Annotated in this window: 22 protein-coding genes and 1 other annotated feature; of the genes, 5 read left to right on the top strand and 17 right to left on the bottom strand. The window is 36.4% G+C overall.

Annotation, left to right across the window (positions count from 1 at the left end):
* Positions 1–47: 47 nt before the first annotated feature.
* The 15 genes from mreD to BFA01S_RS14840 all read right to left on the bottom strand — a co-directional run bounded on the left by mreD (position 48) and on the right by BFA01S_RS14840 (position 13712).
* The gene (mreD, locus tag BFA01S_RS14910) at positions 48–566 is read right to left on the bottom strand and encodes a rod shape-determining protein MreD (protein WP_066232195.1); all 519 of its coding nucleotides are present in this window, start codon (positions 564–566) and stop codon (positions 48–50) included.
* On the bottom strand, positions 563–1447 hold the full coding sequence (mreC, locus tag BFA01S_RS14905) for a rod shape-determining protein MreC (RefSeq protein ID WP_066232192.1): 885 nt from the start codon (positions 1445–1447) through the stop codon (positions 563–565). The genes mreD and mreC overlap by 4 nt, the downstream gene beginning before the upstream one ends.
* Positions 1448–1480: 33 nt before the next feature.
* A complete protein-coding gene (locus BFA01S_RS14900) occupies positions 1481–2503 on the bottom strand; it encodes a rod shape-determining protein (protein WP_066232189.1) in 1023 nt (340 codons plus the stop codon).
* 236 nt (positions 2504–2739) lie between these two features.
* Complete coding sequence (gene radC / locus BFA01S_RS14895; protein WP_066232186.1) at positions 2740–3429, bottom strand: RadC family protein; 690 nt, start codon at positions 3427–3429, stop codon at positions 2740–2742.
* A 3-nt stretch (positions 3430–3432) separates the two neighbouring features.
* The gene (locus tag BFA01S_RS14890) at positions 3433–4017 is read right to left on the bottom strand and encodes a Maf family protein (RefSeq protein ID WP_066232183.1); all 585 of its coding nucleotides are present in this window, start codon (positions 4015–4017) and stop codon (positions 3433–3435) included.
* A 151-nt stretch (positions 4018–4168) separates the two neighbouring features.
* Positions 4169–5215, bottom strand: coding sequence for an SPOR domain-containing protein (locus tag BFA01S_RS14885; protein ID WP_066232180.1), 1047 nt, complete (start codon positions 5213–5215; stop codon positions 4169–4171).
* 103 nt (positions 5216–5318) lie between these two features.
* Positions 5319–6032 (bottom strand): hypothetical protein, encoded by a 714-nt coding sequence (locus BFA01S_RS14880; protein WP_066232177.1) that lies wholly within the window; start codon positions 6030–6032, stop codon positions 5319–5321.
* Positions 6013–6612 (bottom strand): PilN domain-containing protein, encoded by a 600-nt coding sequence (locus BFA01S_RS14875; RefSeq protein WP_066232175.1) that lies wholly within the window; start codon positions 6610–6612, stop codon positions 6013–6015. The genes BFA01S_RS14880 and BFA01S_RS14875 overlap by 20 nt, the downstream gene beginning before the upstream one ends.
* Position 6613: 1 nt before the next feature.
* The gene (gene pilM, locus BFA01S_RS14870) at positions 6614–7528 is read right to left on the bottom strand and encodes a type IV pilus biogenesis protein PilM (protein WP_169800487.1); all 915 of its coding nucleotides are present in this window, start codon (positions 7526–7528) and stop codon (positions 6614–6616) included.
* A 4-nt stretch (positions 7529–7532) separates the two neighbouring features.
* Positions 7533–8294, bottom strand: coding sequence for a prepilin peptidase (locus BFA01S_RS14865; protein WP_066232174.1), 762 nt, complete (start codon positions 8292–8294; stop codon positions 7533–7535).
* A gap of 35 nt (positions 8295–8329) precedes the next feature.
* On the bottom strand, positions 8330–8752 hold the full coding sequence (locus BFA01S_RS14860) for a pilus assembly FimT family protein (protein WP_066232171.1): 423 nt from the start codon (positions 8750–8752) through the stop codon (positions 8330–8332).
* 102 nt (positions 8753–8854) lie between these two features.
* Entirely contained in the window at positions 8855–10060 is a 1206-nt protein-coding gene (locus BFA01S_RS14855) for a type II secretion system F family protein (protein ID WP_066232198.1), read from the bottom strand.
* Complete coding sequence (locus BFA01S_RS14850; RefSeq protein ID WP_066232169.1) at positions 10047–11102, bottom strand: type IV pilus twitching motility protein PilT; 1056 nt, start codon at positions 11100–11102, stop codon at positions 10047–10049. The genes BFA01S_RS14855 and BFA01S_RS14850 overlap by 14 nt, the downstream gene beginning before the upstream one ends.
* Positions 11103–11109: 7 nt before the next feature.
* Positions 11110–12768, bottom strand: a complete 1659-nt coding sequence (locus tag BFA01S_RS14845) for a GspE/PulE family protein (RefSeq protein WP_066232166.1) — start codon at positions 12766–12768, stop codon at positions 11110–11112.
* Between the two features lie 20 nt (positions 12769–12788).
* Complete coding sequence (locus BFA01S_RS14840) at positions 12789–13712, bottom strand: VanW family protein (RefSeq protein ID WP_066232163.1); 924 nt, start codon at positions 13710–13712, stop codon at positions 12789–12791.
* Positions 13713–13932: 220 nt separating this feature from the next.
* On the opposite strand from BFA01S_RS14840, the gene BFA01S_RS14835 reads away from it, so the two are divergent.
* Genes BFA01S_RS14835 through BFA01S_RS14825 form a run of 3 tightly spaced genes read left to right on the top strand, consistent with a single transcriptional unit; the run spans position 13933 to position 16239 of the window.
* Positions 13933–14424, top strand: a complete 492-nt coding sequence (locus tag BFA01S_RS14835) for a prepilin-type N-terminal cleavage/methylation domain-containing protein (RefSeq protein ID WP_066232160.1) — start codon at positions 13933–13935, stop codon at positions 14422–14424.
* 13 nt (positions 14425–14437) lie between these two features.
* Positions 14438–14887, top strand: coding sequence for a PulJ/GspJ family protein (locus tag BFA01S_RS14830; protein ID WP_066232157.1), 450 nt, complete (start codon positions 14438–14440; stop codon positions 14885–14887).
* Positions 14887–16239, top strand: a complete 1353-nt coding sequence (locus tag BFA01S_RS14825; RefSeq protein ID WP_066232155.1) for a hypothetical protein — start codon at positions 14887–14889, stop codon at positions 16237–16239. Before BFA01S_RS14830 ends, BFA01S_RS14825 begins: the two co-directional genes overlap by 1 nt.
* A 52-nt stretch (positions 16240–16291) precedes the next feature.
* On the opposite strand, the gene BFA01S_RS14820 is transcribed toward BFA01S_RS14825, so the two are convergent.
* Positions 16292–17581, bottom strand: a complete 1290-nt coding sequence (locus BFA01S_RS14820; protein WP_066232153.1) for a bifunctional folylpolyglutamate synthase/dihydrofolate synthase — start codon at positions 17579–17581, stop codon at positions 16292–16294.
* Between the two features lie 61 nt (positions 17582–17642).
* The gene (locus BFA01S_RS14815) at positions 17643–20291 is read right to left on the bottom strand and encodes a valine--tRNA ligase (protein ID WP_066232150.1); all 2649 of its coding nucleotides are present in this window, start codon (positions 20289–20291) and stop codon (positions 17643–17645) included.
* Positions 20292–20329: 38 nt separating this feature from the next.
* Positions 20330–20553 (bottom strand) — a binding site (T-box leader).
* 157 nt (positions 20554–20710) lie between these two features.
* Here BFA01S_RS14815 and BFA01S_RS14810 point away from each other — a divergent pair.
* The gene (locus BFA01S_RS14810; protein WP_066232146.1) at positions 20711–20902 is read left to right on the top strand and encodes a hypothetical protein; all 192 of its coding nucleotides are present in this window, start codon (positions 20711–20713) and stop codon (positions 20900–20902) included.
* An 80-nt stretch (positions 20903–20982) separates the two neighbouring features.
* Positions 20983–21411 carry a large conductance mechanosensitive channel protein MscL gene (mscL, locus tag BFA01S_RS14805; protein WP_066232143.1) on the top strand — a complete coding sequence of 143 codons (429 nt, stop codon included), beginning with the start codon at positions 20983–20985 and terminating at the stop codon, positions 21409–21411.
* Positions 21412–21458 lie beyond the last annotated feature (47 nt).

Genomic DNA, 21458 nt, shown 5'->3' with positions numbered 1-21458 from the left:
AGTGGAAGAATAATGACCCACTTAAAGAAGTTGACACTTTATGAGGATTATTCATCTGATTGCTCAATTTTCACCTTTACAAGGAATCGTTTTAATGGATAGATTAATAAAATTCCAGCAATAAGGTTTAAAAGGAGTGTAGGAAGTAGACGGAGCGTTGTAAAACTGTACAATGTCATTGATGTCGTACCTATTAACAGATGGATTCCATACACATAAAATTCTAAAAGACAAATCGATAAAAGTCCTAAAAATAAAATAATTAACGCGCTTCCGTGCAAAGGTTTCAAAGCTTTCGAAACTAAATAAGCAAATAAACTGTATCCAAACATATAGATTCCAAGAACTCCTGTATAAACGAGATCAAAAAGAAAGCCAAAAATAAAGCCGTAGATTATCCCATATGATTGGTTAACATAGGCTGTAATAAAAATGATTGTTAACAGTAAAAAATGCGGGATAAGAAACTGCTCTTCCCCTGCAAATGGCAAATGGACTAAATCAACAAAAATACTTTCTGCAATAAAAATGATTAATACGATAAGAGGAAGGAAAAATCGTCTCACTTATTTTCCTCCTCTGTTTCATCATCATTATTAAAACTTTCACGCTTTGGAGAAAGCTTTGTAACCCATACGTTTGTAATATCATCAAACTGTGCAGAAGGCTTTATATATGCTTTCCTTGTCAGTCCGTAAGAGTCCGGCTCAACTTCAATAACTTCTCCGATCAGTAATCCTTTTGGGAACACTCCGCCGTTACCGGAAGTCTCAACTTTTTGTCCTTTTTCAATTGTTGCTTTTGAAATAATTCTTCTTAAAACTAATGCTTCTCTCTCTTCATCATAACCTTCAATTATTCCAGAAGCATTCTCTTTATCCTGAATAACGACTGCTGAGATCCGATTCTGCCGGTCTGGAGAACTTAGCAGCTGGACAGTCGATGTAAACTCACTTACTTTTTTAATTTTACCGATCAATCCTTGAGCGGTAACAACTGCCATGTTTTCTCTCACACCGTCCTGTTTGCCTTTATCTATTTTAATATTTTCAAACCAGCGATCCGGATTTCTGTCTATTAAAGTAGCAATAAGAGGATTATATTCTCTTAAATCTGTTGTTACTCCAAGCTCTTTTTTGAGTTTTTCATTTTCTGTCTTATAATGCTGCAGATCTGCTTCAAGCTGCATGTACTCATCGAGTCGGCTCTTCAAAAGGCTATTTTCCTCATACGTATTTTTAAGATCGTTGACATTCTCAAATAAGCCCGCTACATATTGTGCGGGCCGATGGAAAATAGTTTGAAAAAGACCTGTCGCATCATTAATAAATTGTTCCGGCCAAGTCAGCTTTCGGTCTTCTTTCAGTGAAAAACCAATCAATGCCACTAAAACAATAATACTAACAAGTAATAATATAAGCCGTTTATTTAGAAAAAACTGTGGCATGATTTACACCTCTCACATCATATTTCCTATAGATTAGCGACTATTTTTCGCTTTATTTTTAAATAAATTAATATGTTCTAATGCTTTACCCGTTCCAATTGCAACACAATCTAATGGATTTTCAGCAATTAATACAGGCATATTTGTTTCATCACCGATAACTTTATCGATATTACGCAGCAATGCACCACCGCCAGTTAATACGATACCGCGGTCCATTATGTCTGCCGCAAGCTCAGGTGGAGTTTTCTCTAATGTATTTTTAACTGAATCTACGATCGCAGTTACCGTATCATGAAGTGCATCCGCAATTTCATTTGCTGTAATTTCAATCGTTTTCGGTAAACCAGTTAATAAATCCCGGCCGCGGATATCCATATTTTCAACACCTTCTGATGAACCTGCAGAACCTACTTCCATTTTAATCGCCTCTGCTGTTCTGTCACCAATCATTAAGTTATACGTTTTGCGAATATAATTAATAATTGCATCATCCATTTCATCACCAGCTACACGAATCGACTGACTAGTTACAATTCCTCCCAATGAGATAATTGCTACTTCTGTCGTTCCGCCGCCGATATCAACAACCATGCTTCCTGTCGGCTCCCATACTGGTAAGTTTGCTCCGATTGCTGCTGCAAAAGGCTCTTCAATCGTATACGCATCACGAGCACCAGCTTGACGTGTTGCATCAATAACAGCACGCTCTTCAACTGCAGTTATCCCTGACGGAACACATACCATTACATAAGGTTTTCTTGAGAAAACACCTGCTGATTTAGTCGCTTGCTTTATGTAATATTTCATCATCGTTGCAGTTGTATCATAGTCAGCGATAACTCCATCTTTCATCGGGCGAAGTGCAACCACATTTCCAGGAGTTCTGCCGATCATATTTTTTGCGTCATTACCGACAGCTACGATTTGCTTCGTGTCCGTTTGAAAAGCCACAACAGAAGGCTCACGAACAACTACACCTCTTCCTTTCACAAACACGAGCGTATTAGCAGTTCCTAAATCTATACCAAGGTCTCTCGTACCAATTCCGAACATTAGTGTATCTTCCTTTCCAAAACGAAATACTTTTTTATTTTATAATGTAGAATAATGAGCTAATATGTCCAAAAAACAAAGTGTTTTTCAACATATTTTCTTTTTAGTTTCCTTAAATAGACGTGTTTCTACTCTGAAATGTTACAATTTTTTATAAAAGATTTGCTTACCATCTTATAATGAAACGAAAAAACTCATAAATACAATTATAACTCAATTATGCAAAAAAAAAAGTATTACACGTATCCTTTTTCTTTTAAACTAATAAATTTTTGTTCTCCTATAATAAGATGGTCTAAAAGCTCAATTCCAAGCATCCTTCCACATTCAGAAAGACGCTTTGTCACTTCAATATCTTCACGGCTTGGAGCTGGATCTCCACTCGGGTGATTATGTATACATATAATAGAGGCTGCAGAACGTTTGAATGCTTCTTTGAAGACCTCACGTGGATGTACGATTGAGGCATTGAGGCTGCCTATAAAGACAGTTTGCTTATGGAGAACCTGATTCTTCGTATTTAAATATAAGCATACGAAATGCTCCTGTGTAAGAAAGCGCATTTCCTCCATCACATAATTAGCACCATCTTCCGGTGAGCGGATGACATAACGGTCCTCGAATGTTAATTGATGTATTCTCCTGCCAATTTCAAGGGCAGCCATAATTTGAACTGCCTTTGCTTCACCGATTCCAGAAATACTCGTAATTTCCTCGATCGTTGCTTCCTTTAACATTCTTAAACCATCAAAATGTGTTAAAAGCCGGTTTGCTAATTGTAAAACTGACTCTTTCTTCGTTCCATTCCGGAGTAAAATTGCTAAAAGCTCATGATTAGAAAGACTTGCTGAGCCATTTTTAATAAGACGCTCTCTCGGTCTTTCTCCTGCAGGAAAATCTCTAATTTTAAGTGTTGAAGTTTCCATTTGCTATGCCTCTTCTCTCTTGTCCAGCAAGCCAAATGTGCGCAGCTCTCTCACTGTTCTTGCAACCGGCAAGCCGACAACTGAAAAATAGTCGCCATGAATCTCTTTAACAAGCAATGAACCAAAACCTTGAATACCGTATGCTCCTGCTTTATCAAGCGGTTCCTTAGTTCCTGCATATTGATAAATTTCCTGCTCTGATAAATCCCAAAATGTCACCTTTGTTCTCTCATAAAACAAATGATTTTCAGTACCATGAACGAGAGCAACACCGGTAAATACGTCATGTGCTCTACCTGAAAGTTTTTTCAGCATATCAATCGCATCTGCTTCATCCTTTGGCTTTCCTAATATTTGACCATCTAAAACAACGACCGTATCCGCTCCCATTACATAAACATCACGATAGCTTTCCCCTACAGCTTCCGCCTTCTGTAATGCAAGGGACATCACCGTCTCAGCTGGTGATAAATTCGGATCTATGATTTCCTCTATTTCACTTACAACAACAGAAAATGGAATTCTCAAATTTTCTAATAATTCTCTCCTGCGAGGTGAACCTGAAGCTAAAATTAATCTTTCTTTCATTATAATTCCGCCTTTCATACGAGTTAGATTGGAAGATACATTATGTATCCTACCAAACAGAATAAGATGAAACAATTTAATAAAATCTAATTTTCCCGCTCTAAAAAAGAAAAAAGATGACTTAACAATAACATACGTTAAAAGCCATCTTCTATTTACTTATTATATTTAACAGCTCCTGCTGTGCTTTCCATCCATTTTCTTCACTATTTGAGCCTTTTAATAAAGAAACAGCTTTCTCTAAATATCCTTTATTTTCCTTTTCTTCACTGCCAAAATTGCTAATTTGGGTTTCCACTTTCTCTATTTCAGCAGCATTCACGTTCTCTCCATTTATAGACTTTGCTGTTATAGATGTTAAGCTCTCAATCACTTCCGTCCATTTTTCCGGCTCTTTATTAATATTCAGCTTTGGTGAAATACTTTTCCCTCCCCAAGCGTCTATCCCTGCTTCTTTTACAAATCCGCTTAACTTCTCTGTCTCTGCCTTTTCTTTCCCCAACCCTGCAAAAACAAAGAATGAGCCATTTTCTTCAAAAATCGCTGCCGGAAAACCTTTTGTTTTTAAATCATTAATTGCCGTTTCAGCACCTTGCTTCGATGAAAATTTACCAACCTGCACAGCATATATATTTAATTCAGCTGTTATCGCTGGAGCTTTTTTTTCATTATCTGATGCAAGTCCTTCCTTCTTTTTATTTTGAGGCGGCTTTTCTTCCTCTATACCTTCAGTTGAACTTGGTACATTAGCCATCTCTGGCATTTCTTCATTAGAAAATAAATTTAATCCAATATAGCTAAAACTAACACCGGTAATAATGGCTAATATAGTAATCATAATAAATTGTTTTACTGGAAATGTGGGACGATTTCTGTTAGAAGTTTGTTGAAAAGAAGTTATTTTAGAATGAATAACCGGCTGTTTCTTTTTCTTTGATTTATTCTTATCAAGAACGACTTTAGGATCCTCTTTAAATATGTCATCTTCATCTGGAAGAAGCCAGTTAAACTCATCCTCTTTCTCTTTATCTTGATTAGTTGAAGCAATTTCTTCCTCTGCTTTTATTTTTTCATTCCAGTCTAAAAAAGGAGTTTCCCCTGCCTCCTTACTTGGCAATTTTTCTTTCGCATTCAAAGAATCATTGCTTTCCTTCCCATTTATTTTTATTTTTATCTTATCAGATGATTGCTTGTCCATTTTATCCACCACCTTCTAACACTGCTCTTGTCTCATGCTAGCATAATGAATTAAAAAAAGAACGAGACATTTGTCGTCTCGTTCAAATAATTTTCGTCAAATATTAAGATTCTTCGTCAGTCTTTTCTCTTATATAAGGAGTTAAAGGATTGTTTTTCATACTTGGTACCGGCGAATCAATGGCTGGTGATTCTTTTTCCAAATCTGTTAAACTCGGAATATAGTATGTTATTAAGCGTAATTCATACGTAATCGGCTCGATTTTTTGATCGAGACTAACTATTTCTTCCGGACCTTCAAACGATAATTGCTCTACTTTCGTAATTCTCAACTGCTTTTCAATTTCTTCAATAAATGTTTTCATATCATAGTAATTATTTGATATTACTTCAAGCCGGACCGTTAACTGTTTCATTCCTTCAGGTGCAGCTGTTGGTGCTCCTTCTTTCTGATCAGTATCCTCAACTGAAGATTGCTCCTCGCTTTGGAGAGCTTGCCCGTCTTCTGCGAATTCCGCTAATATAATTTTGCTATTTGAGATGATTTCTGCTTTTTCAAGATCAAGGACGAATTGCTCTGTTAAAGGTTTTACCGGAAGCCTTTGTTGTAAGGAATAGGAATTAACAACTGGTTTTCCTTCTTCTGTCGACAAGCTGGTCAATTTCTCATCTAATGATTGAATCGAACTTGTTTCTTCATTTATTCTCTGTTTAACAGGCTGAAGATAGAGAAAATAGGCACCTGCATATAAAAGACCGATCAAAGCGACACATAGTATAAGAATAATATAATGATTTTTACTCAGCTGAATTTTCATTTCTCTCATCACCGCCTGTTTCGCTACGATTCACATGTATTTCATATGTAGCTTCTATCCTCGATATATGATCACCTGCTATATTATTTGATTCAGCATTCACTTCTTTCGCTTCTATTTTCTGAAGTGACACATTTTTAAATGAAGGTGATTCTTTTAATCTAGCTAAATAATAAGCAGTATCCCTGTTCACATCGAATTGAATAATAACAGTTATTTTACCCGAGTTTTCCTGTTTAAATTCAATGATGAAACCACGTTCCGGAAGCAGCTCAGTCATCTCTTCAAGTACTGGAATAATATCTGTAGAAATTTCATCCGCATAGCTAATGGCATTTTGCAATGTTTGAATAGAACGCATCTTATTCATTGATTCGCTTCCTTCATATGCCTGTTGAAGCTGTTGTTCCAATCCAGTTCTACTTTCTATCATTTCTTCTTCTTTTTGATGAATAGAGCGGGATTGAAAATAAAAAATAATAATTGCCGTAAGTAATACGATCATTATAATAAGAAACAAAATTATTTTCGCCTGATTTTTTATATCTTTTTTAGGAAGTAAATTAATTTCTGCCAGCATATTATTCCTCCTCTTTCAGCGCAAGCCCTGCTGCTAAGTGAAAGGAATAAGGGATAGTATCATCTGCTGATAAAAGTGTAATAGGAGTTACGAGATTCGCTTTTAACTGTTTAAAAATAGCTCCCAGATTTGGATGATCCCCTGTTATTATAAACTGATTTACCTCTTCGCTGCCCTGAGTTAAAGAATAACGATAGAAGTTTACGACATGTTCTATTTCTTTTAACATCTCATCTGCAACTATATAAATATCTTCTTTCCGCCGTTCTTCCATATCTTCTCTTAATAAGTTCCGCATAAAAATCGGTTTATCATCTTTAAAAATACAGAAATTTTCCGAAGTGAGATCAAATTGAATAAGTAAAGAAGTTACCGCCTTTTCTTCCTTCATAAGATTTCTATACAAACGGTAACAACATAAGGAGGAAATATCCGCGACAACCGGCTTTAATTTTGCTCCTTCTAATATATCTGTATACTGCTCGACAAGCTCCTCCGATGAAGCAAAAAGAATGAGTTCCTGTATTTTTCCGTCATTGTTTAAAACAACATAATCAAAGACAGCTTCCTCGAACGGCAAATGAATTTTCGAACCGATTTCAACATAAAGATGACCTCTTATTTCATCATCTTCCAAGTCCGCTGGCACAGAGACCTTTCTAATAACAACATGGGAATCGGGAATAGTGAAGCGGACCTTCCTTCCTTTTATCCCCCATTTCGTTACACATTCATCTAAAATAAGGGAAAGGGCGTCGCTATTCATTATTCTCCCATCCGTTATAATGCCATGGGGGATAATATGCTCTTCATACATACTTAAAACGAGAGGATTTCTCGTCTTTAGTTCTACGTAGCGGATACAATGATCTTTTATAATAAGATTGCCGATTTTTTGCTTAAAAGAAAAAAACAAGATGCTAACCCCCAACAGTAAGACCGAATAGTGAAAAATACCAATGGATAAGTTCATTTCCAAAAAAGTAAGCTATTAAAGTCCCAACCATAATAGATGGACCAAATGGTATAGGTGTTCTTTTTTTATGTTTTCCTATTAAAATCCGGCATACACCATCAAGCACACCGACTATAGTAGAAAGGAAAAAGGCAAGGAGTACGATTTTTAGCCCGAGAGCGATGCCCAGAACACCGAATAATTTAATATCGCCCCCGCCCATTCCTCCTTTACTAACATATGCAATTATATAAAGAAGGGAAAAGCCAACCGCACCGCCTATTATTGAATCATAAAAAGGAGCGAGCGGATAAATGATTCTTTCTATAATAAAAAGAGCTAAGAAAAAAAGCAAGACACGGTCAGGAATAATCATATATTTAATGTCAGAAACGAAGATAATCATAAATAAGGAAATGAGTGTAAGGGCTATCATTAATTCTAATGATAAACCGACAAGCATCAATGCAGTAAAAAAGAGGGCACCCGTCATCAGTTCAACAACCGGATATAAAGCCGAAATCTTCCTGCCGCACTTACGGCATTTACCCTTTTGTAACAAGAAAGAAACAACAGGGATTAATTCCGCTGCTGTTAATGTATGACGACACCCCGGACAAGCCGACCGGGGCGCAATAATGGATTCATTTTTCGGAACTCTAAGGCCGACTACATTGTAGAAGGAGCCTAGGAGAAAACCTACTATTACGAGATAGGCTGTTATCATAGAATCAAAACCTTTTTAAGGGGGATTTTAATTTTTTAGCTTCCACTACCAGTCCCAGTAGTTGTTGTTGATTGTTCTTTCTTCTCTAAATCTACCTGGTTATAATTTTTTGTCTTTCCATCTTTATTCGTTACACTAATATTACTAAAAGAGTAGTCACCATTAGTATTAGTAATTGTGATTGTGTACCTTGCAGGAGGATTATCTAAATAATTTTTAAGTGCCAGTGATGTTTCATTAATTGCTCCAGTTACAGGAGTTTTTTCTGCAGCCACATACATTTTTGCCGCATTTAAAACACTGCGTGCCTCAACTGCAAGCGCATCTTCCTTCGACTTATTCATAATAGCATTTACAGCAGGTACAGCGATAGCTGCAATAATACCTAAAATAACAATAACAGCAAGCAACTCGATTAATGTTAAACCACGTTGATTTTTCACTATTTTTTTCATCATATGCTTTTTTCTCCCTTTTATAGTATTTTAGTCCTATTTATTAAGACAAGCCTATTATAGCATGACTTTTAATCTATTAATATAGGAAAATCTGTAATTCTATCAATTTATTTGGTTGAAAATTGTAAACATCGGAATCATGATTGAAGTAACGATTGTACCGACAATTCCAGCGAGGAAAACGATCATTAACGGCTCAATTAATGCCTTTAGGCGATCTGTCGTTTGTTCGACATCATCTTCATAAAAATCGGCGACTTTTGAAAGCATTTCATCCAGTGCCCCTGTTTCTTCCCCAATCGCAATCATTTGAATAATTAAAGGTGGAAATACCCAATGTCCTTTCATCGGCTCTGTTAAGGAAACTCCCTTTTCAAGTGATTGTTTTGATTGATGAAGAACCTTGCTTATTACTTCATTTTCAACAACATTTTCAACGATTGTCAACGCTTGTAAAATTGGAACAGAGCTTGAGAATAAAGAACTAAGTGTTCTCGTCATCCTTGCCAGTGCTGCTTTCTGAAGCATTTTTCCAAAGATAGGCATTCTTAATGCAAGCAAGTCTAAATAATATTTCGTTTCCTTTTTACTCTTTAAGAAAGAATAGATTACACTAATTAGAAGAACTCCGATAATAACGATCCACCAGAATGACTGCATCCATTCACTGGAAGATAAAACGATTCTCGTAATTAAAGGAAGCTCTGCTCCAAAACCTTCGAACATATTAACGAATGTGGGGACGATGGCAAGTAAAAGAAAAATAACGACTGCCATTGCAACAACACCTACAACGATCGGGTATGCCAATGCGGAAATAATTTTCTGCCTCGTTTTATGTTGCTTCTCATAATGAATAGCCAGGCGATTAAGAGTATCATCAAGATTACCGCTCACTTCACCAGCTTTCACCATATTAATAAACATCGGCGAGAAAATCTTTTTATGCTTTAAAGCAGCAGAAGATAACGGCTTTCCTGAACGCAGCTCCTCGTCGATATCTAAAAGCGCCTTGCTAAGTGCCTTACTCGACGTTTGTTCAGCGAGTATACGTGTTGAATCAACAACAGATACCCCCGCTTTTAATAATGTCGCAAATTGCCTTAAATAAATAACGAGGTCCCTTAATTGTACCGGATTGCCAATCGTAATTTCCTGCGTGAGAAAAGTTTCTGGTATTTCATCAATTGTTATTACTCTAATACCCTTTTCTTTCAGCTTTATAATCACTTCCCGCTTCGATGTACCGGTTATTTTTCCTGATGTTTTACCTGCATGTCCTCTTCCTTCATACTTAAATTTCGCCATAATCATTCATTCTTTCTCTTATATACGGCGCAGCTGCCTCTCTATCTATTTCATTTGCAAAAAGAAGTTCCTGAATGCTAGATTCAAGCGTGATCATTCCCTGTGCACGGCTCGTTTGCATCACATTAATAATCTGATGATTTTTTTCATTTCTGATTAAGTTGGCGATCGCAGAATTATTCACTAAAATCTCAAGTGCGGCCCGTCTTGACTGCTTGTCCCGCGTCGGAAAAAGCCTTTGGGAAATAATTGCCACGAGAACAGATGCAAGCTGAATTCGTATTTGTGCCTGCTGATTCGGTGGAAATACATCAATAATCCGGTCCATCGTCGACATTGCACTCGATGTATGAAGTGTCCCGAGGACTAAATGACCCGTTTCAGCAGCAGTTATTGCCGTATGAATTGTTTCTAAATCTCTAAGCTCTCCAACTAAAATAACATCAGGGTCCTGTCTTAATGCCGCCCGCAGGCCATTTGCGAAATTTAATGTATCAAAACCGACTTCACGCTGGTCAATAATACTCGACCCGTGTTTATGTAAATATTCAATCGGGTCTTCCAGTGTAATAATATGTTTTTTCATCGTTTCATTCATATAATTAATCGTCGCTGCCAGTGTTGTTGATTTCCCGCTTCCAGTTGGACCTGTAACAAGAATAAGTCCATGCGGCTTTTCTGCAATTTTCTTCATAATGGGAGGAAGCTTTAAATCTTCAATCGTCGGAATAGATGTAGGAATAATACGGATTGCCATTGACACGCAGTTTCTCTGTTTATATATATTAATACGGAAACGCGAAACTCCTGGAATTCCATAGGAGAAATCCAGCTCCCCCTTCGTTTCAAACTGCTCCCAAACAGATACAGGCGCAATCGCTTTCGCCATATTGAAAGTATGTTCAGGTATTAACAGCTCATCACCGTACTGCTGAAGGGCTCCATTAATACGAAAAACAGGCGGAATGCCTACTGTAAGATGCAAGTCTGATGCTTTTAATTCAAAAGCTTTTCTCATATACTCTTCTATTTTCATTTTCATCATTCGATCACTCCATTATGGCTACACGTAATATTTCTTCTGTCGTCGTTACCCCTTGTTTCACTTTTAATAAGCCATCATCAAGAAGGAAAAGAGTTTCATCTAAAACAGCGACTTCTTTTAATTTTGACATTGATTCTCCGTTCATAATGAGCCATTTCATTTCATTTGAAAGCATAAGTAGTTCATGAATAGCAAGACGTCCTCTATACCCTGTCATATTACAAGTTCCACAGCCTCTGCCTCTCGTAATTTGATCGATTTTCATTCCTCTGTCTGCGAAAATATCAATTTCCCTCTTTGTCGGCTCCACTACTTCCGCACAGTCTCGGCAAACTTTCCGTACTAGACGCTGAGAGACGACACCTGCTAAGGAAGAAACGACTAAAAATGGTTCTACTCCCATATCAATTAAACGGGTAATCGTACTTATTGAATCGTTTGTATGCAACGTACTTAAAACTAAGTGCCCAGTTAAAGAAGCTCTTACGGCTACTTCAGCCGTTTCTTTATCACGGATTTCACCAACCATAATAATATTCGGATCCTGTCTTAAAATAGATCGGAGTCCTTTTGCAAATGTCAGTCCAACATTCGGATTCACTTGAATTTGATTAATGCCTCCTAATTGATACTCTACAGGGTCTTCTATCGTAACGATGTTCACTTCTTCTGAATTTAGTTTATTTAATGCGGCATAAAGTGTGGAAGATTTACCGGAACCTGTCGGACCCGTAATTAAAATAAGTCCGGATGGCCTTTCAATTAAACGGTGAAATCTTTCTAAATTAACCGGATGAAAGCCTATTTTATTAAGATCATTTAAAGTACTTCCTAAATCCAATATTCTTAGTACAATTTTCTCACCGAAAACAGTTGGAAGGGTGGATACACGTAAATCAACAGGATGCAGGGAAACGGTCGTTTTAATCCTTCCGTCTTGCGGAACACGATGTTCTGTTATATCCAAATTAGCCATAATTTTTATTCTGGCGATAAACATATTTTGCATTTGCTTCGGCAGTGTTCTCTCTATTTTTAAATGTCCGTCAATACGGTAGCGAACCGATACATTCGTCTCACCCGGGTCAATATGAATATCACTCGCACGCTGCTGTACTGCATTTTCAATAATTTGATTGACGAGCTTGATAATAGGAGAATCCGCCTCAGTCACTTCTTCAACTACTGGCTCAGCTGGGAGATCATCATAAATAAAACCTTCAATTTCATGATCCGTATCATAATACTTGCGAATCGAACGCATAATATCGTCTTTTGTTGCGATGACTACTTCTATTTGGAAACCAGTTAAAAGACGCAAATCCTCAATCGCGTAAAAATCAAGCGGATCAGCCATCGCCACGAACAGCTTATTTTCTTCCCTCTTAATTGGGATTAACAGATTCCGGAGTGCTACATCTTTCGGAACTAAATTCAGTAAATTTTCATCAAAAGGATAGCGGTACAAGCTGACATGCGGAATGCCAAGCTGAAACTCAAGCACTTCTATTAATTGCTGTTCTGTTAAATACCCTCTTTGCAGAAGAGCATCACCAAGCTTTTGATCTCTCGGCTTTTCTGTCAACGCTTGCTGCAATTGCTCTTCTGTAATAATATTTGCTTCAACGAGAAGATCCCCTAAACGTTTTCTAATTTGCGCCATTACGCTTCCCCCCTTAAAACTTACTTCATAATCTCCGGCTTCTCCCATAAATCATCATCATTTTTACTCTCTTGTTTAGAATCTTGGGATGGATTCTTTTTATCTACTTTCTGTTCTGCTTCTGTTTTTTTCTCTACTTCATTCGTATCGTTTTCTGTAACTGTACTGCTCTCATTATTTACCGCTGCCGACTTTAACCCGCGTTTCTCCACTTTAAATACCGGCGGATAAAAATCAGTAGATATAACAGTTTCATTTTCAAGCCATCCATCTTCATATTCCCTTTTAATAACAGTAACTGCTCCCCCGTCTCTGCCTTCATTGTTTATAACTTTCGCTTCAGGTTTTAATGCAGGATCAAATTGAACGATCGTCTGCGGTTTATATGTTCTCTCATCTTGCTTTACAACCTCATACGTTCTGGACAACTCCGGGCCAATTAACTGAACAATAAGCTGTCCACCATTATTTTTGAATGAAAGCTCATATGAATGATCTTGCGGATTATAAAATTTCAAATCCCATTTATCTATTTTAAAAGCCGCTTCTAATCCGAGTTCTGCATACTCTGGCTGAACCGAGCTTATATGCCGTTCTATTATTTCAAATGGTGATTGAATAACAAGATCGTATATCCCTGTTGCAATTCTACTTAGTGACTCTTCATTTTCATTTAAAATTTGCCGCTGTTCGAAAAAAGTTTGCAGGGAAAATGTTTCACTTTGCTTAAGCTGTACTCTTATTTCTTTATCAAAGAAAGAAATAATATAGTCATCGTTTAATGTGATTGCTGATTGTTTGATGATTGTTTTCACCGGCTGTTCTTTCTCTATTTTCTTTTCACTTGTCTGTTCTTCTTCTATTCCAATCTTAAAAAATATAAGAATACAAATACTGCAAAATACAATAGTGAGGAAACCGCTTACTATACTTCTCCGATTCATAGTTTCACTCCTTATACTCACAAGATAGTCTCTATAGTACTTTCAACCTATAAAATTCGACTCATTTCTTAATATTCTTCATATTTTTATTGTATAATAGATGCAACATTAATAATACTAGAAAAAATGTAAAAAATGATAGTTTTTGTCTACTTTCCAAGAAATAGATTGGGTAAATCTACTTATTTCTTATTCTATAATAGAAAGCAGGTGAATCACCTTGAAAAGAAAGATTTTAAATAACTCTGGTATTACCCTGCTTGAACTGGTTGTATCCATTGCTATTTTATCTATTATTTTAATTACATTTGCAGGGTTGTTTATGAATGCATTTAAGTATAATGCGATGTCTGGGGATAAATTACAGTCGGTGAATATTGCTCAGGAGTATGCAGAAAGAATAAAAAAAGATACAGATTTTTACGATTGCATGAGCATATTGCAAGTCAATCCTGCAAATTGTGCGAAACTTTTTGAATCAAGTAAAACCTTTTCATTAAAACAAGATGTTGTCTCCGATCCAGATGACTCAGAATATTATTTCATGCAGCTAGTTGAAAATGATACTGATGATATTATTTCTATTAAAATTAGCAAAACGAAGGAATCAGAAGTTATTTCTAAATCTCTTTATCGTTTAATTATAGAAGCGAAGAAAAATGAGGCAGATAAAATGCCTTCCAAAACATACCTCTATTATGAGTATGAGTAAAGGGGACTTTCTTATGAAAAATGAAAAAGGATTAACCCTTGTCGAAGTATTAGTCGGGCTTGCAATCCTCTCTATCATAATGATTATTTTAGGGGGATTGTTAATAGATGCGTTTAAAAATTCGGAAAGGTCAGAGAAAATTACTGCTTTGCAGCAGGAGGCAAATACCATTATGACAGAATTAAGAGATATCCATTGGAAGAACGAAGACTATCTCATTCATTTCGAGGAAGATTCTATTAAAACAGAGCAAACTAAAATCATTTTAAATTCAGAAAAGTATACTTATAAATTTGAAAAATTCGATGAGGAAAAAGACATATATATTGAGATGCCCAAAGAAATGACTAGTAAAGAAATGAATAACTTATCGATAAAATTAATCATCAGCTACTTAGATGATTCATCTATAGAGTCTTATGAAATAAAAACAACCCTATCCCGACTAGGAGGAAGCGACTAATGAAACAGATAAAAAATGAAAAAGGAATATCGTTAGTCATTGTCCTTTTAATTATAGTCGTATTTACTGTACTTGGGCTTGCTGTTATCGGACTGTCTTTATCAAATGTAAAGCAAATAAACAAAAGTGAAGTAAAAAATCAGGCGATCGACTTAGCAGAGATGGGGAGCCAATATTATAAAGCAAAATTAGAGGATGATTTTTTGAAGCATTTTTTCGCTTCTGTCAACAGTATTAGCGAACCTATTGAAACAGAAATAAATAATGAAATTGCTACTATTTTAAAAAGCGGGAAAACATATAATCGCGATGATTACATAAAGGAAGCGCTTAATCAGCTAAAAATGGACATTGATCTCCTATATAATAACGAAGAATTTGAAAATGTGTTTAAAAAAAAGCCCTATCCTCTTTACAATAATGCTTCTTTTTTCGGAGAACCCACAGGTAAACCATTTAGGACAAATATTGATTATAATAAAGAAACAATTGAAATAGAATTTAGCTTTAATAGTACAGGAACAGTGAATAATATTACTGAAGAAATGATAGAAACTAAGCTGAAATACACAGTTAAAATTAATAAGGGCGCTGCTGAACAAAATACCAGTGACTTCTGGAGCATTATAAAGAGACCGAAAAAAGATAATGGAGAAGAGTTCGATGAATGTAAAAAGTTCACAGACGGCAAAGATGAATTCGTGAGGAAAACTTGTAAATACAGTAATTCTATTTCTGCTGAAAAACAAGGAGAGATCAAGGATTCAACATTAATTTTTGAAAAAGGATTGATTCTCACTAAAAATTCAAACTTAAAAGTGGAAAATAACCCCACTATATATATAACTGGACAAACGTCTTTTTTTAAACATATATATGGGATTAAAACTTCCAATGTCTTTATTCAAAGCCCAATACTGTTCGATAATATTAATAATAGTATTGATGATTCAACAATTGTTATTATCGGACAAGTAGAATTTGAGAGAAAAAATAATAACGGGACATTATCAATAGGTGACGTTGAAAACAGTAAAATATATATTGACGGAAATGTCCTTTTTAGTGGCAAAACAAAGATAAATGACTTTAAAGATAGCCTATGGTATATAAGAGGTGATGTTGATTTTACCAATGTTGATTTTAAAGAAGCTAAAAATTCTAAAATCTGTGTAGATGGCAAGGTAGCTTCACCTCCCAGTAATGTAAATGTATATTCAACTTTTACTAATAAGGATGCCTTCCAAAAAGCTTGTCCAGTTCTAAATGGGGGAGATCCATCTGATGATCTACTCACTTCTATTAAAATAGAATTATTAACTGAGCCTACAATCAAATATAATTATCATTAACTAATTCATATATATCAAAAAGCTGTTGCCCCCACAACAGCTTTTTCCTTCCTCACTTCATCAAATACCTCCGCACACCCGAAATAAAATAAAGCGATCCCGTCACAATATACACATCATCATTACACTGAATAAACTTCTCCAATGCCTCTTCCCATGACTCGTAGTATCTTTTATCTTCTATCGGACATGCATCATACAAATCAACAGCGCTCGCCGCTCTCGGAAAATCAAATGTTGTAAAAGCCATGCTCGTCGCAATTGCTGTCAGTCTTTCAATCATTGGTTTAAAGTCTTTATCAGCCAAAGCACTGAAAAGAATATGAATTTTTCTATCTCCATAATGTCTATTGACTACATCGACTAAACTTTCTACGCCCTCTATATTATGAGCTCCATCTATAATAATAAGCGGGTCTTTGCTCATCGTTTCAAAGCGACCTTTCCAGCTCGTTTTTTCAAGCCCTGTTCGAAGCTGTTTCTCTGTTATAGGAAATTTGTTTTCCTCTTGTAAATAGTTGATTGCAGTAACTGCCAGTGATGCATTTTTTAATTGGTGCTCACCCCGCATTGTTAATAAAAGATCCTCATAATTTCTAAAAGGGGTAGAAAGTGAAAATAACTCCTGATTTTCTTTTAAGCTGCTTTCAGTAATTTTAATATCATTATCCAATGCAAATAATGGAACATTTTTCTCTTCTACTGTTCTCTGAATAACATCCAATGCCTTCTTATTGCCTACTCCTGTTATAACCGGAGCATTTTCTTTTATAATCCCGGCTTTTTCACCTGCGATTTCTTCAATCGTATCGCCTAAAATCGCCATATGATCAAATCCAACGTTTGTAATAATTGATAAAATCGGCTCAACTATATTCGTCGAGTCAAATTTTCCGCCCAGGCCAGTTTCTAATATTATAATATCCGGCTGGTTAACAACACCGAAATAATAAAAAGCCATTGCTGTTATTACTTCAAATTCTGTTGGAGAATTAAGTTCCGTTTCTGCCAGCTGTTCAGATAAAGGTTTGATTTCATTAACGAGAGCTACCATTTCATCATCACTTATCGGCTCGCCGTCTACACTTATTCTTTCATTAAACACTTCAATATATGGAGACGTAAACGTTCCAACTTTATAACCGGCTTCTGTGAAAATATTTTGCAAATATGAAACGGTAGAGCCTTTTCCATTCGTTCCGGCGATATGGATAATTGGAATTTTCTTTTCCGGATTTCCCAGTCTCTCCATCATCCATTCCATTCTTTTCAAACCTGGCTTAATTCCAAATTTAAGACGGGAATGAATCCATTCGACAGCATCCTTATAGTTAGTGAACATTTTTCTTTTCTCCTTTACAAAATGAGGGCCGGACCCCAAGAGGCCAGACCCTTATAAAAAATTATCCTTTTAATTCTTGAATACGCGATAACACAATTTCACGTTTTTCCACATAATCTCTTTCTTTTGCCTTTTCTTCTTCAATAACACTTTCTGGTGCTTTCTTTAAAAAGCCTTCGTTTCCTAGTTTCTTCTGAACTCTTTCTACTTCTTTATCAAGCTTTTCTTTTTCTTTTTCAAGTCGCTTAATTTCTTCTTCAATATTAATTAAGCCTTCAAGCGGTAGAATAAGCTCGGCACCTGTTACAACAGCTGTCATTGATTTTTCATCATGAGCAACTTCCGTTGAAATTACAAGTTCACTCGTATTACAGAAACGTTCAACATATGCACGGTTGCTCTCAAGCTGAGTAAGAACTTCCTCATTTTTCGCTTTAATCTGCATTTGAATTTGCTTGCTCATCGGTGTGTTCACTTCTGCACGGATATTACGTACAGAACGAATAACTTCAACGAGAAGCTTCATTTCAGCAGCAGCTTTTTCATCTGTAAACTCTGCATTCACTTTCGGCCAGCTCGCAACTGTAATTGATTCTCCTTCATGCGGAAGTGACTGCCAAATTTCTTCTGTAATGAATGGCATGAATGGGTGAAGCAATCTCATTGTATTGTCTAATACATAAGCAAGAATTGATCTCGTCGTTTTCTTTGCTGCTTCATTTTCACCGTAAAGCGGTAATTTCGCCATTTCGATGTACCAGTCACAGAAATCATCCCAGATGAAGTTATAAAGTAAACGCCCAACTTCACCGAACTCATATTTATCGGCTAATTTCGTTACATTTTCGATCGTTTCATTTAAACGAGTAAGAATCCATTTATCTGCAACTGATTTTTCACCTGATAAATCAATTTCCTCATATGTTAAGCCGTCCATATTCATTAAAGCAAAACGGGACGCATTCCAAATTTTATTCGCAAAATTCCAAGTCGCTTCTACTTTTTCAAAGCTGAAACGTAAATCCTGTCCTGGTGAACTTCCCGTTGATAAGAAATAACGCAAGGAGTCTGCACCGTATTTATCGATAACATCCATCGGATCAACGCCGTTTCCGAGAGATTTACTCATTTTACGTCCTTGTTCATCACGTACTAAACCGTGGATAAGTACATCTTTAAACGGTCTCTCTCCAGTGAATTCTAATCCTTGGAAGATCATTCTTGATACCCAGAAGAAAATAATATCATATCCTGTTACAAGTGCTGCTGTTGGATAGAAACGTTTGAAATCTGTTCCTTCTGTATCAGGCCAGCCCATCGTTGAGAACGGCCATAATGCTGAACTGAACCATGTATCCAGAACATCTTTATCCTGTTCCCAGTTTTCAATATCTGCCGGCGGCTCGTGATCAACATGGACTTCACCTGTCTCTTTATGATACCAGGCCGGAATGCGGTGGCCCCACCATAATTGACGTGAAATACACCAGTCACGAATATTTTCCATCCAATGTAAGTATGTTTTTTCAAAACGGTCAGGAACGAAATGCACTTTCTCTTCTTTATTTTGAAGTGCAACAGCTTCGTCTGCTAAAGGCTGCATTTTAACGAACCATTGTGTTGAAAGATATGGTTCTACAACCGCACCGCTTCTTTCACTATGCCCTACAGAGTGAAGATGCTCTTCAATTTCAAAAAGAATGCCTTGGTCCTGAAGATCTTTTACGATTTTTTTACGGCAGTCAAAACGGTCTAATCCTTTATACTCTCCGGCATTATCATTCATTGTACCGTCTTCATTCATAACGAGAATACGTTCAAGATTATGACGGTTACCAAGTTCAAAGTCGTTAGGGTCATGTGCCGGTGTAATTTTCACCGCACCTGAACCGAATTCCATATCAACATAGTCATCACCAACGATTGGAATTTCACGGCCAACGATTGGTAAAATAACCGTTTTTCCGATTAAATGCTTATAACGCTCATCTTCCGGATGCACGGCAACAGCTGTATCACCTAACATTGTTTCTGGGCGAGTCGTTGCAACTTCAATCGATCCGGAACCGTCTGTTAAAGGATAGCACATATGATAAAATGCACCTTGAACATCTTTATAGATAACTTCAATATCTGATAAAGCTGTTTTTGTTTGCGGGTCCCAGTTAATAATATATTCACCGCGGTAGATTAATCCCTTATTATACAACTTCACAAAAACTTCACGTACAGCTTTTGATAGGCCTTCGTCTAATGTGAAACGCTCACGTGAATAGTCGAGTCCTAAACCAAGCTTCGACCATTGTGCACGAATGAAACTCGCATATTCTTCTTTCCATTTCCATGTTTCTTCGACGAATTTTTCTCTTCCCAGATCATAACGGGATTTACCTTCTTCGCGAAGTTTCGCTTCCACTCTCGCTTGTGTCGCAATACCTGCATGGTCCATTCCAGGCAGCCATAGTACATCATAGCCCTGCATTCGTTTCATACGTGTTAGTATATCTTGTAATGTCGTATCCCAAGCATGTCCTAAATGAAGCTTCCCTGTTACGTTTGGCGGGGGGATAACGATCGTATAAGGCTCTTTTTGCTCATCATTTTTTGCTTCAAAATATTTGCCATCAAGCCAAAATTGATAGCGGTTTTTTTCGATCGCATTTGGATCGTATTTCGTTGATAATGTTGTTTGCTGTTCATTTGTTTCCATCGAATTTCCTCCTCAAAATAAAAACTCCTCTTCGTCAATAAAAGGACGAAAGGAGTTGATTTCGCGGTACCACCTTTTTTCATAAGCAAAAAATACTTATGCACTCAAAAAAGATAACGGCTTTGCCGGCTTTCCCTACTTATCTTCAAGAAAGCAACTCCAGGGCGACCTTCTACTGCAACAGCTTTAAGAAATCTCCCAGCAGCTGATTTCTCTCTCTGAAAAGCGTTAACAATGTACTCTTCCCTCTCAACGTTCATATATATGTAAAGTTTTCATCCATCTTATATATTACTAAAGAAATGATTTTTCCGTCAACATCTTTACCATATCTATTTGCTTCTATACATTTTACAAGCACAAATACCCATCTTTTTCATAGTGTAACAAGTAACGAAGACTTTTAGGAGGAAATAAGCATGCGGAGACGATATAATCGTTATACCCTCCCATCTTGGTTAAAGCAGATTCGCGAAGTAGGGGTCCAGATCATCGTTCCACTATCTGTTTTTCAGGCAGTGCGAACAGTCATTTTTCCTACATCATTTGATGTGCTTTTATTAGCTATTTTAATCGGATTGGCACTTGCATTGCATTATGAATGGATTTAAAATAAACTCGCCAATATGCGGGTTTTTTTATTTTTAAATAGTAAATTGTTAGTAAATACTTTTAAAAGGGGTGATACATATTGTTAAAGGAATTTAAAAAATTCGCTTTAAAAGGAAATGTGATTGATTTAGCTGTCGGGGTCGTTATTGGAGCTGCATTCGGAAAAATTGTTACATCCTTAGTGGAAGATATTATTATGCCTTTAATAGGACTTTTAATCGGAGGCATTAATTTTACAGGATTACATTTTAAACTCGGAGATGCTGTTTTAAAATATGGAAATTTTATTCAAACGATCGTCCAATTTGTCATTATCGCCTTTTCTATTTTCCTAGTCGTTAAGTTATTGAATAAGCTTAAAAGATCTGAACATGCTGTTGAGGAAGAAACAGTACCTGAACTTTCAAAAGAAGAACAATTATTAACAGAAATCAGGGATCTTTTAAAAGAAGAACAATTATTAACAGAAATCAGGGATCTTTTAAAAGGGAAACAAACAAATGAATGAACAGAAGGCTGCCTAAGAAATTTTATCCCAGCCTTAACGGGCAGTAA

Source organism: Metabacillus fastidiosus NBRC 101226 (assembly GCF_001591625.1).
GTDB lineage: Bacteria > Bacillota > Bacilli > Bacillales > Bacillaceae > Metabacillus > Metabacillus fastidiosus.
Note: the sequence above shows the minus strand (reverse complement) of the source record. Positions and strands in the feature narration are given on the sequence as shown.

Excerpts from the sequence above, each read along its gene's own strand:
- BFA01S_RS14855 (WP_066232198.1), bottom strand. The coding sequence starts at position 10,060 with ATGGCGAAATTTAAGTATGAAGGAAGAGGACATGCAGGTAAAACATCA.
- BFA01S_RS14875 (WP_066232175.1), bottom strand. The coding sequence starts at position 6,612 with ATGCTGGCAGAAATTAATTTACTTCCTAAAAAAGATATAAAAAATCAG.
- radC (WP_066232186.1), bottom strand. The coding sequence starts at position 3,429 with ATGGAAACTTCAACACTTAAAATTAGAGATTTTCCTGCAGGAGAAAGA.
- BFA01S_RS14900 (WP_066232189.1), bottom strand. The coding sequence starts at position 2,503 with ATGTTCGGAATTGGTACGAGAGACCTTGGTATAGATTTAGGAACTGCT.
- BFA01S_RS14860 (WP_066232171.1), bottom strand. The coding sequence starts at position 8,752 with ATGATGAAAAAAATAGTGAAAAATCAACGTGGTTTAACATTAATCGAG.
- BFA01S_RS14865 (WP_066232174.1), bottom strand. The coding sequence starts at position 8,294 with ATGATAACAGCCTATCTCGTAATAGTAGGTTTTCTCCTAGGCTCCTTC.
- BFA01S_RS14845 (WP_066232166.1), bottom strand. The coding sequence starts at position 12,768 with ATGGCGCAAATTAGAAAACGTTTAGGGGATCTTCTCGTTGAAGCAAAT.
- mreC (WP_066232192.1), bottom strand. The coding sequence starts at position 1,447 with ATGCCACAGTTTTTTCTAAATAAACGGCTTATATTATTACTTGTTAGT.
- BFA01S_RS14810 (WP_066232146.1), top strand. The coding sequence starts at position 20,711 with ATGCGGAGACGATATAATCGTTATACCCTCCCATCTTGGTTAAAGCAG.
- BFA01S_RS14830 (WP_066232157.1), top strand. The coding sequence starts at position 14,438 with ATGAAAAATGAAAAAGGATTAACCCTTGTCGAAGTATTAGTCGGGCTT.
- BFA01S_RS14850 (WP_066232169.1), bottom strand. The coding sequence starts at position 11,102 with ATGAAAATGAAAATAGAAGAGTATATGAGAAAAGCTTTTGAATTAAAA.
- BFA01S_RS14825 (WP_066232155.1), top strand. The coding sequence starts at position 14,887 with ATGAAACAGATAAAAAATGAAAAAGGAATATCGTTAGTCATTGTCCTT.
- BFA01S_RS14890 (WP_066232183.1), bottom strand. The coding sequence starts at position 4,017 with ATGAAAGAAAGATTAATTTTAGCTTCAGGTTCACCTCGCAGGAGAGAA.
- BFA01S_RS14820 (WP_066232153.1), bottom strand. The coding sequence starts at position 17,581 with ATGTTCACTAACTATAAGGATGCTGTCGAATGGATTCATTCCCGTCTT.
- BFA01S_RS14815 (WP_066232150.1), bottom strand. The coding sequence starts at position 20,291 with ATGGAAACAAATGAACAGCAAACAACATTATCAACGAAATACGATCCA.
- BFA01S_RS14885 (WP_066232180.1), bottom strand. The coding sequence starts at position 5,215 with ATGGACAAGCAATCATCTGATAAGATAAAAATAAAAATAAATGGGAAG.
- BFA01S_RS14840 (WP_066232163.1), bottom strand. The coding sequence starts at position 13,712 with ATGAATCGGAGAAGTATAGTAAGCGGTTTCCTCACTATTGTATTTTGC.
- BFA01S_RS14880 (WP_066232177.1), bottom strand. The coding sequence starts at position 6,032 with ATGAAAATTCAGCTGAGTAAAAATCATTATATTATTCTTATACTATGT.